The organism is Streptomyces sp. NPDC048255, from assembly GCF_040652415.1.
Lineage (GTDB): Bacteria > Actinomycetota > Actinomycetes > Streptomycetales > Streptomycetaceae > Streptomyces.
Map to the genome: position 1 here is coordinate 1 of NZ_JBEZMA010000110.1, position 9,373 is coordinate 9,373.

13 protein-coding genes and 1 pseudogene are annotated in these 9,373 nt (G+C 68.8%); 7 read left to right on the forward strand and 7 right to left on the reverse strand.

From position 1 onward, the window contains the following. Positions 1-149: pseudogene (locus AB0D94_RS37120) on the forward strand (ABC transporter permease); the annotation flags it as partial. Positions 150-313: 164 nt separating this feature from the next. Here AB0D94_RS37120 and AB0D94_RS37125 read toward each other — a convergent pair. Continuing rightward, complete coding sequence (locus AB0D94_RS37125) at positions 314-745, reverse strand: DUF5958 family protein (RefSeq protein WP_362062162.1); 432 nt, start codon at positions 743-745, stop codon at positions 314-316. A 162-nt stretch (positions 746-907) separates the two neighbouring features. Between AB0D94_RS37125 and AB0D94_RS37130 the strand changes: the two genes are divergently transcribed. After that, complete coding sequence (locus AB0D94_RS37130; protein ID WP_362062165.1) at positions 908-1,243, forward strand: hypothetical protein; 336 nt, start codon at positions 908-910, stop codon at positions 1,241-1,243. A 42-nt stretch (positions 1,244-1,285) separates the two neighbouring features. Here AB0D94_RS37130 and AB0D94_RS37135 read toward each other — a convergent pair whose 3' ends face one another. Together AB0D94_RS37135 and AB0D94_RS37140 are read right to left on the reverse strand one after the other, a co-directional pair. Then, positions 1,286-1,651, reverse strand: a complete 366-nt coding sequence (locus AB0D94_RS37135) for a hypothetical protein (RefSeq protein ID WP_362062167.1) — start codon at positions 1,649-1,651, stop codon at positions 1,286-1,288. Further along, the gene (locus AB0D94_RS37140) at positions 1,648-2,271 is read right to left on the reverse strand and encodes an RNA polymerase sigma factor (RefSeq protein WP_362062170.1); all 624 of its coding nucleotides are present in this window, start codon (positions 2,269-2,271) and stop codon (positions 1,648-1,650) included. The genes AB0D94_RS37135 and AB0D94_RS37140 overlap by 4 nt, the downstream gene beginning before the upstream one ends. Before the next feature lie 1,088 nt (positions 2,272-3,359). Here AB0D94_RS37140 and AB0D94_RS37145 point away from each other — a divergent pair. The 3 genes from AB0D94_RS37145 to AB0D94_RS37155 all read left to right on the forward strand — a co-directional run bounded on the left by AB0D94_RS37145 (position 3,360) and on the right by AB0D94_RS37155 (position 5,575). Further along, positions 3,360-3,530, forward strand: coding sequence for a hypothetical protein (locus AB0D94_RS37145; protein ID WP_362062173.1), 171 nt, complete (start codon positions 3,360-3,362; stop codon positions 3,528-3,530). Between the two features lie 564 nt (positions 3,531-4,094). After that, positions 4,095-4,718 carry a GNAT family protein gene (locus AB0D94_RS37150; RefSeq protein ID WP_362062176.1) on the forward strand — a complete coding sequence of 208 codons (624 nt, stop codon included), beginning with the start codon at positions 4,095-4,097 and terminating at the stop codon, positions 4,716-4,718. A 266-nt stretch (positions 4,719-4,984) separates the two neighbouring features. Continuing rightward, positions 4,985-5,575: a hypothetical protein gene (locus AB0D94_RS37155; protein ID WP_362062179.1), complete on the forward strand. Its 591-nt coding sequence runs from the start codon at positions 4,985-4,987 to the stop codon at positions 5,573-5,575. Positions 5,576-5,756: 181 nt separating this feature from the next. Here the strand turns inward: AB0D94_RS37155 and AB0D94_RS37160 are convergent, their stop codons facing one another. Together AB0D94_RS37160 and AB0D94_RS37165 are read right to left on the reverse strand one after the other, a co-directional pair. Further along, positions 5,757-6,155: a hypothetical protein gene (locus AB0D94_RS37160; RefSeq protein ID WP_362062182.1), complete on the reverse strand. Its 399-nt coding sequence runs from the start codon at positions 6,153-6,155 to the stop codon at positions 5,757-5,759. Positions 6,156-6,177: 22 nt separating this feature from the next. Next, positions 6,178-6,348: a hypothetical protein gene (locus tag AB0D94_RS37165; protein WP_362062185.1), complete on the reverse strand. Its 171-nt coding sequence runs from the start codon at positions 6,346-6,348 to the stop codon at positions 6,178-6,180. Between the two features lie 130 nt (positions 6,349-6,478). Between AB0D94_RS37165 and AB0D94_RS37170 the strand changes: the two genes are divergently transcribed. Continuing rightward, positions 6,479-7,162 (forward strand): hypothetical protein, encoded by a 684-nt coding sequence (locus tag AB0D94_RS37170; protein WP_362062188.1) that lies wholly within the window; start codon positions 6,479-6,481, stop codon positions 7,160-7,162. Positions 7,163-7,221: 59 nt separating this feature from the next. Then, on the forward strand, positions 7,222-7,467 hold the full coding sequence (locus AB0D94_RS37175) for a hypothetical protein (protein ID WP_362062191.1): 246 nt from the start codon (positions 7,222-7,224) through the stop codon (positions 7,465-7,467). A 532-nt stretch (positions 7,468-7,999) separates the two neighbouring features. Here AB0D94_RS37175 and AB0D94_RS37180 read toward each other — a convergent pair. Next, positions 8,000-8,185 (reverse strand): hypothetical protein, encoded by a 186-nt coding sequence (locus AB0D94_RS37180; RefSeq protein WP_362062194.1) that lies wholly within the window; start codon positions 8,183-8,185, stop codon positions 8,000-8,002. Between the two features lie 83 nt (positions 8,186-8,268). Then, positions 8,269-8,541 carry a hypothetical protein gene (locus tag AB0D94_RS37185; RefSeq protein WP_362062197.1) on the reverse strand — a complete coding sequence of 91 codons (273 nt, stop codon included), beginning with the start codon at positions 8,539-8,541 and terminating at the stop codon, positions 8,269-8,271. Positions 8,542-9,373: the final 832 nt, after the last annotated feature.

The window sequence follows — 9,373 nt, forward strand, 5'->3', positions numbered from 1 at the left end:
CCTTCACCCCGGCCATCGAGACCCTGCGCGGGCTGCTCCTCGGCAGCGAGATCGGCCACAACGGATGGCTCGCGGTCGCCTGGTGCCTGGGCCTCGCGGTGCTCGGCTACTTCTGGTCGGCCTCGAAGTTCAACAGCGACCCGAAGTAACCGCCATGACAGCGCGGGCCACCTCCCGCAACGCGTCCCGTCCCAGGGCGGCGTACCCCGACACCACGTCGACGTACGCCGCCCCTTCGGCGTTCCCGGCCATCTGCCGGACCCGGTCCGCGGACACCGGCGGCCGCTCAGGCCGGAGTCGGGAGCAGCAGCCGCTACGGCTCCTCGGTTGCCGTGGGCAGGTTGTGCCAGGCGTGTCCGCAGGTGCCCTTGCAGTACGTTTCCCTGCGACGGGTGTCGGCGACGGCGAACACGGACACGAGCACACGGAATGCCTTCACGTGTTCGTCGGCGGGGAGCCCATGGAATCCGTAGCGGGGCGGGTCCATGCAGATCATCACTGAGGGATTGGCCGTGGGCTTCACCCCGGACCGCGCCACCCCCGCGCGGCCGTCCGCGGCCGTGATGTGCGCCTGCATCGCGTATCCGGCGACCTCCCTCAGCACCTCCTGGCGGCCCGTCAGGGAGAGGCCGGAGAACCAGGCCACAGTCTCCTCCAACGTGCGGAGCCCCTGGGCCGTCTCGTTGACGATCCGCTCGGTCTCGCGCCGGAAGTCGTGGCCGTCCGTACTGCTCGTTTCGATCACCTCTTGATCATTCCACGCTGCGGGTCGGCGCGGTCCGAGCTGCATTGAACGCGTTCAAACTCTCTGGCAGTATGGCCGCCGGGGAACCTGCCGAGCAGCGGTGATGTGGATCCGCGTGCCCTTGTGACGGGTTCTGCCGTGCGACCCGGAGGTCAGTGCGACATGGTTATCGCCTTTCTTGTCTTCATATTTGTGGGTGTGGTCGTGGTCGTCACGCCGAGCGCGGCCCTCGGTTACGCCTTCGTCGTGACGAGCAGCAGGTTGTCACTCGGGGCCAGGATCCCGTTGCTGCTGGTCCTGGCAGTGGGTTCGGCAGCGGCGTGGATGGGCTCGGCAGCGGTCACCGGCACCTTGTGGCCGGTCGTCGTGGCGCTGTCGTTCACCGCGACACTCGCCTCGGGAGCCGCCTTCCTCGTACGCGAATCCGGCCCGCGGCGCGCAGCCCAGGTTCCTGCCGTGGTGTGGCCGGGCTGGGGTCCACCAGCCGACCCGAGGTGACTGGGCTCGGCACGGGCCTGGACATCGCGCCCGTTCAGCCGTTCAGCCCTCGTGAGGCGAGCGGGGAACGGCTGCGGCCGCCGGCTTGCCGAGGGTGCAGACGCCGTCCGTACACCGGCGCTCCAGACGGCCGCGGGAGACGGTCTGCGCCAGCCCGACCATCCAGCAGGTGGGGCACCCGCGGAAGGCGATGAGAGCCAACGGGGCCGCCAACAGGCTGGCCGGGCCGGCGACGGGCACCAGGGCGATCGAGCCGATGATCAGCCCGAAGCCGATGGCGCCACGCGCCAGATGGCGAGGGACGGACTTGCTGGCGAAGCCCATCCCGGGCGCGCCGGACGGCGCGGTGGCCCGCCCCTCCACGCCCTGCACGGGCTTCACAGCGTTCACGGTGTCGATGGTGTTCATGGTGTCCACGGTCGTGAGTCCCCTCCAACGGATCGGTCGATGGCTTGACCGGGCGCTCGGCCAGGCGCAGCCAGCGAGAGACGCAGTGCCGCACGCGCCCTGTGCAGCCGCGACTTCATCGCGGCGCTGCTCAGACCGAGCGACTGGGCGACGGTCCTGCCGGGCAGGCCCTGTACGTCCCGCATGATCAGGACCTGCCGCTGGTCACGGGGAAGGGCACTGACCGCAGCCGCGATCCGCTCCACCTCCAGCCTGTGCAGCACCGCGTCCTCGGCGGACGGTTCCGCAGACACCTCCGCCGACGCCTCCGCTTCGACCGACGCCGCGTCGCTCCGCGAGACGAGTAGCAGCCGTACCTGCCGCAGGCATTCGTTGCGCACGATCCGGAACATCCATGAGGCAAGCGCGCCGGTGGCCCGCAAGGTGCCGATCTTCCGGTAGAGGATGATCAGCGCCTCCTGCGCCGCGTCCTCCGCGTCCTGCGGCGAGGCACACAGCGATAGGGCGAACTTGCGCACATGCGGCTGCGATTCCATGACGACGGTGGTGAGCGAACTGACGTCGCCGTTCTGAGCGGCCTTGATCAGCCGCTCGTCCGGCCAGGAGAAGCGTCGGCTCACCTGCTGCTCATTCCCGATCGGCTCTTGTAGCGCCGCATCAGGTGCCAGCTGCAGGCGCCCAAGAGCAGGGCTCCGATCACAACGAGGCCGGTGACCAACATGGGTGTTTCCCCTCCCGGTTCTGCCGGCCCGTTCGACCGGTACACAGACAAGAGGCAGGAAGCTCCGGAAAGGATTCGCCTCCGCCCGAAGTCTTCTTCGAACCCTGCACGGTGAGCGTCGTCCGGGGCTCGGCCCGGCCCGGCTGAGCCAGCGGAGTGGAGCGATTGCGCTGTCCGCAGCGTTCGCGTCCATGCGCCGGTGCGGGGCGGCGGCACGGGTGTAGGGATGGATCATGCTGATCTTGACTCGTGCGCAGGTCGCCGCAGCCCTGGACCGTATCGATCCGGTGGCCGTGCTGGAGGAGGCCCTCGTACTCCACGCCGGCGGCCGCGCCCGTGTCCCCGGGGACGCCCATGTGCACTGGACGAACAGTGCGGGCGCGGCCTGCCGGTCCCTCGTCGAACTCGGTGCGCTGGAGGGCGAGCACGATCCCCGCTACGGCCTCAAAGTGATCAACGCCTCCCTGGAAAACGTCCAGAGCGGTCGGGCGCGAGCCGGCGGCGGCTCCTGGACGCCGCGCACAGCGAAGTCACCGGCACCCTCGGCCAAGTACTCACCGGAGCGCCCCTGCTCGCCGCCCTCCTCCCAGCAGCCCGCGCACAGGGCGCCGGCACCGAACTCGACCTCGGCATGTGAGACGGGCGCGTCCGAGGAGTACGCCGGTGAAACCGCGCCGCGGTACGAAGGGCTCAGCCGCCGGGCCCGTCCGGTGCCGGGCCCGGGCCCGGCACCGGCACCGGCACCGGACGGGCCCGGGCCCGGCACCGGACTCGGAACCAGGCACCCGCCCCCACCGCCCGGGCCGGGCGTCCCGCCCGGATGGCCCGCGCCGGGGGGCGGCTCTTCAGCGGTTCGGCCTGGCACGGCACATGCCGATATCGAGGTGCATACCAGCCGGTAAGGGGGCGGATCGGTTGCAGATTTGATAGTTCTGGCCTGAGCCGGTGCACGAGTCTGAGCCCAGCCGGCGGGGAAGGGTGAGGACCATGCTCGAGGTTGACCGTCCGCGGGTTCTTCTCTGCCCGTATTGCAAGGCCACGGCACACGACGGTGCGGCAAGGACGCTGTCGGCCGCCGGCGGGGTGTTGTCGGTGACCTGGCACGCCCGCACCTGCCCGCACCTCGCGGCCGACCTGATCCTCGCGGCGGACCACTGACAGTTCGACGTGATGGGCGATGTGTGTAGGGCTCGGGGGTTGGGCGTGCCGTGGAGGTCGGCGCCCGGTCGTCTGGCCTGTGCAGCATGCCGTCTACCCAGTGTTTATCTGCATGCAATTTTGAAGCAGGGTAGATGCAACGGCCCAGCGCGCTACGCGGGTACCAGTTCTTGGGGCGAGTGGTTGCCCAAGCATCGGCGTCCTTCTCCCCGGGTCACGACATTGCCTACCGCCTGGCTCAGTAGAACAGCATCAGTAGAACAAGCCATGTGAGCAGCGCCATGACAGCGGCAAAGACGGCGCAGGAACCACCGATGAGCTTCACCGCCCCGATCTCTTCCCGCGGAAGTGGGGGCGGGGGGATGGTGTATCCGGGCGGTGGCGGCGGGCCGGGCGGCGGAACCGGGACGGACATGAAACCCCTTGAATGCAGGCACGAATCCCATAACAGCCAGCGTGGCTAAGGGCGTTGGCGACGGCCACGTCGCCAGTAGGAGCAACGTGTCGACGCCGCAGCTCCTACGCTGGATTGAAGCCTTACAGAAGAATTGAACATGTTCAAGCGTGCCTGCGGAGCGATCGGGGCGCATCGATCTCGAGATCGATGACGATCATGTCGATACCTATGATCTGTCCAAGATCGAAGGAAAGTTGGTAAGGCTTCGCGCACTCCGTGCGCAGGATGCGGGGCATCACGCTCGATGGCGCAACGATTCGGAGGTGGTCCACTGGGCCGCCGGCGGCAACCCGTGCTTCGGCCCAGTCACGGCGGAGGCCGTCGAGCTCGGCTTCGAGACGATGCTGCGGCTGAACCCGAAGGAGTCGGCCGTCTTCACGGTCGAGGATCTGGCCGACGGCACGGTGATCGGCATGGTGGACTACCGCGACCTGGACCCGTTCGCCGGGCTGGCCACCGTCGGCGTCACCATCGGCGAGCGGGACCGCTGGGGCTGCGGCCATGGCTCCGACGCGCTGCGACTGCTGGTGGGACACCTGTTCGGAGTCTTCGGGCTGCACCGGATCGAGCTCGACACCTGGAGCGGTAACGAGCGGGCTGTCCGCGCCTTCACCAAGGCGGGCTTCCGCGAGGAGGGCCGACGCCGATCCACGGTGCTGGTGGCGGGCAAGCGCTACGACACCGTGCTGTTCGGGATGCTGCGTGAGGAATGGCCGGACACTACGCGCTGAATGTCCGTCCGGCACAGGCCCCGTCAGCTATCAAGGGGTGGATTGCCCGCCCAAACCTTGATCAGCAGCAGCGAGAGACCCCTCCCCTGCGACGGCCGATTGAGCCCGAGGAGTGGGTTCGCCTGGCACAGAGGGCGTTACCGAAGAGCAAGGCGACCTGCTGGCCGACGACGGGACCTGCCTCAAGGGATGACACTTCGGACCAGCTGGAGGTCGCGCGGGGGTGGGGTGTCGATGTCGTCACAGGGCCTGGATAGCGTTCTGCCATGACAGACGAGGACCCGATCGCCGATCACGTCGCTGCCTGTCCCGTCACACCCCTCTTGGTGGAACAGATCGTCGGCCTGGCGGAACTGCCGTGGGACGGCCGAACGGTCCCCGAGGCGGCATTGCAGCGTCTGGGCTGGTGCGAAGGCGACGACTTGCCGCTGGAAGACACTCTCGTCACCGCCGAAGGTCATCTCGCCTACCTCGGGGACCACCTCGCCCTGTCGTTTGCCCAGTTCTACTGGGTTGGCGGCGAGGACTGGGCTGAGGACTTCTGGGGGACGTTGCCCGGCTGGTCCAGCCACGAGAACGCCGGACGCGAGGTGTTCGACGCGCAGATCGACGCCGCTATCACCGGATTCACTCAGCGACTCGGTCCCCCGGAGCGCGACCTCAGGTCCGAAGGCGGCACCCTGGCCATGGGACCCGGCGACTGGCGGCACGCCGCCTGGCGCCGCGGGAGCAACCTTCTCGTCATCGGCCCACGCCACGAAGGGCTCTCCTACTTCCAGTTCGAGGAGGCCGTGGTCTACATCGGATCTGTCGAGACGACCGGTCCACTGCCTGCCCTCCACGACTTCATCGCCTGACCACCTGGCGACACCTCTCCTCGGCCCGAACCTCATCCGGAGGGCGGGTGCACGGCATCGGCCTCCACGCCAAGGCTCGCACGGCTCACTTTCAGGCAAATCCCAGGAGTTTGACCTGATTTCACGGAAATCGAGCCAGAACCACAACCCGTGAATAGAGCCAGGTGCCGGTCTGCGGGTGCTAGTGCTTGCGCCACCAGCCGGTTTTGGGGGCAGTCGGGTTGTGTATGTGGCGGGAGGCGATGACCTGGCTTCCGCTGGTCGCTGTTCCCTGGTGGGCGGGGCACTTGGAGAGCAGCTTGAGTACGTGGACGTTTCCGTTGTTGCTGTGCTCGAGGTCCCAGTGGGTGGTGTCGCGCCGGGGGCAGGGGCCGGCGCAGCGGGTGCCAGGTGGGAACGTCTCGGCGTTCATGTGTTCGGTGACGTGGGCGATGAGGTGCTGGGCTCCGGTGCCTCCGGGCAGGTACTTGTCGAGTCTGCACTGGCAGATGACGTGGTCCTCGCTGGCGCCGAAGGGGTTGTTGAAGACCTCGGCGTGGGCGTGGAGCTGGCGGCTTTCCATGTTCGGGTCGAACAGCATTTCGGTGGCCCCCTTCGGGCTCTCAGCTCGTCTTGGTGAGCGTCTCGATGAGTACGGCGGCGAGGAAGACGAAGATGATCCAGCCGAAGCAGCCGGGCCACCGGCGCTTGCGCCGTGGGGGCTTGGACAGCCTGCGGATCGGTTCGGGCTCGTAGTAGCGCTCGGGTTCGGGTTCCGGGCTGGCGACGATCACCTGCCGGTACTCGCCGGTTCTGGCGTCGCGGTAGTAGAGGGTGCCGGGTGGCTCCCTCTTTCGGCTCCTGTCGGCCGCGTTCGGGGTCGTCCCAGTCTGCGAGGGCCCGGGGGCGAAGCTCGAAGAAGCTGTGTATCGCGCGGCTGGTGTTCTGCTGTTGCTCGGCTATGACGGCCGCGACGGCGGCCGCGATGGCCACCGACCGGTCGGTGCGGGCGGCTTCGTCACGGGCGGCCCGGAGCTGCTCGGCGAGCGCGTCCAGGCGGCGGGCGTCGTTGGTGATCTGCCAGCTCTTGGCAGTGCTGGCAGCCTGCGCGACGTCCAGCTCGTCGGAGATCGAGCGCAGCCGGGAGGTCAGCTCGTTCATCTGCCGCTGGAAGTCGGCGCGCTCGGGGTGGGTGATGAGTTCGTCGACGCTGGCCTCGGCCGCATCGAGTTTCCGGGCGGTACGGCTCCGGGCGTCGTTGACAGCCTTGAGCAGCGCCCTGGTGTGCTTCTCGTTCGCCTTCCTGGCTTCGGAGCCTTCCCGGGCCTCCAGCAGCTCGAGGAGTGCGGTCAGCATCTCGGGCGAGATGACGCGTGGGTCGCGGGGGTTCAGGATCCGGGAGAAGTGGCTGCGGCTGGAGTAGACCGCCTTCGCCATGTCCTCCAGGCTGTTCAGGCGCAGGCGGCTGGTGAGGTCCCGCAGGGCAACCACCGGAGCTGCCTTGCCGGGTATCGCTTCGCCCGCCAGCTGCTCCGCATCGTCCTTCACCGCGCTGTCCCCCTGGTGGCCCGACTGTTGCGCGTCAGACTGGCAACGCTGGCTCCCTGATGGCAACACCCCTGCTCACGGCTGACTCGATCACACAGTCACCGACCAAGGAGCAGCAGATGACGCTTCAGGAACATGGCGGCACCCCGGCCCCCGCGCCGGAGCAGAACCCGGTCCCGGCCCGGCGCCTGAGGTCCCGCGGACGGGTGGGGGCGGCAGGGGCCCTGACGGCCGCCGGCCTCCTTTACGGGGTAGCCAAGGGAATCGGGACGGTTCTCGGCGAGCAGGTGATGACCTGGGCCCTGGCCAACCTCCCCCTCGGTCTCACCGGACCGGTAACCGAGTGGATCGTCAGCCACCTATGAGACGGGCCGTCTGAAGCCCGCCTCGGCCCCGGGTCGGCAGAGAGGCCGGCCCGGGGCACTAGCAGGCCCGGCTACCCCTCCGTCGTCGGCACACCGCGACCGGCCCGTCCTGAAGCACTCGATCTCTCCCTGGCTATCGCAAGAAAGAGGCGTCGTCGCGGCTGACAGGCTTGCCCACGGGGTCTGACCTGCGGGCACGGAACTCACCGGTTCTGTAGTGGTGACTACGGATCAGCCGGTGAGTGTCACTTCCGACCCGGCCGACGACGCTGGGCAAGCCTCCCTGTTCCGGGGCCGATCAGGGTTGCACCGGGAGGGGGCTGGACAGTTGCCCGCAGGGGTGCACCCGGGGTTGTCCCGGAGGCAGGACCGGGAGTGGGACCCCCCTGTCAGCGATCATGGGCGTCTGTGCAGGTCAGGGCTGGTGGGCAAGCCTGTCAAGCGCGCCGACACCTCTTTGTACGCGTCAGCCGGACAAAGAGGCCCTGGCAAGTCCCGCCCGGTGGCCCGCCGGTGACGGCCCCAGACCCGCTCACTGTTCCGTTCGTACCGGCCCCGCGCCCAGACGGCGGCGAGCGGACACGGACGCGGGTTCCCCGGCCCCGGGGCTCTGGGGCGGCTGGTCGGCGGCGAGCTCGGCGGCGAGACGGCCACGGGAGCCGGGTACGGCCGGGGTTTCGGCGGCGGGGCCGGTGCCCAGGGGGCGGCGCTGGATCATCGGCTCAGTCTGCCTGGGTGTTCCCAGTGGGAACGCGGGGCCCGGCCCTCCCTCCCGCGGCCGGGCCCATGCATCGTGCAGCCCTATCGGCGCCACAGGTGCCGCAGGGCGGGCACGGCGAGACCCAGAAACAGGGCGCCGGTGGCGATGCCGACCTGTACGGGGTCGGCCCAGGCGGGAGCCCACCGGACAAGAAGTGCTGCTCCGATGGCGAGTACGGCGCCGAGCACTGTCAGGGCGCCGGTGAGGGCCAGGAGGAGCACGAGCCGCTGGTGCCGCAGCCGTGCCAGCTCCTGTGCGCCCGCCTCGGTGGCCTGAGCGCTGGTCTCGGCCGTCTGGGTCGTGGTGGTGGTCATAGTGGTGGTGTTCCTTCGGTTGGGCCGGCACGGTGCCGGGCTGTGGGGTGGATCGGGGGCCACTGTGCGATCGCCGGGCGCCGGGGTCGAGTTCTCGCGAATTTCCGTTCCGCGCCTGGTCAGAGGCCCCTCAAGGTGGCTGGCGGGCGGATTCGCGAACGCTTGACACGGAGTCGTGGCCGGAGCGGCCGGATCGCTGATCTGAGGTTGCGTGACTGGCGTGTAAGGCGCGCAAGTCCCCTATACGGGTAGCTCGGACTTTTTTCTTCGGGAGCAGGTGAACCCGAATCCGAGCGGTATTCAATGTTTTTTGGTGAGGCCTTCTGAATTTGTTGGGGCGACGTTCTGAATTTCTCGAAAGTGTCTGACTATCCGTCAGTTAGGTGTGTTTTCGTGGTGGGTGGGGTGTTGAGGGAGGGCCCGAGGGCGCGTGTGGTCCTGTGCCGGCCGTTCGTCTTCCGGAACGCCCACGGGTGATAAACCCAGTTCAGAGGCCTGAAGACGGTCCGTCAGGGCTGTTCAGGACCATGCTCGTTGGATCCCGGGCCCGCTTCGCGGGCGGCTGGCAGCAGCGGAGGGGCTGGGAGGGGTGGGCACGAGACCGGCCCGGGGCAGGGGAGCGCAGCGACCAAGCCCCCGCGGGCCGCGCAGCGGCCCGCCCAGGGCGAAGCCCACCCGGGAACCCGCGAAGCGGGTTCCCGCAGGTCAGAGAGCGAAGCGAACTGACCAGCCACCGCGAAGCGGTGGCCCTGGCCGGCCCGAAGGGCCGGCCCGCCCGAGCGCAGCGAGGGCGATCACTTCCCAGCCCGAGATCCGTTCCGGCTCCGCCTGG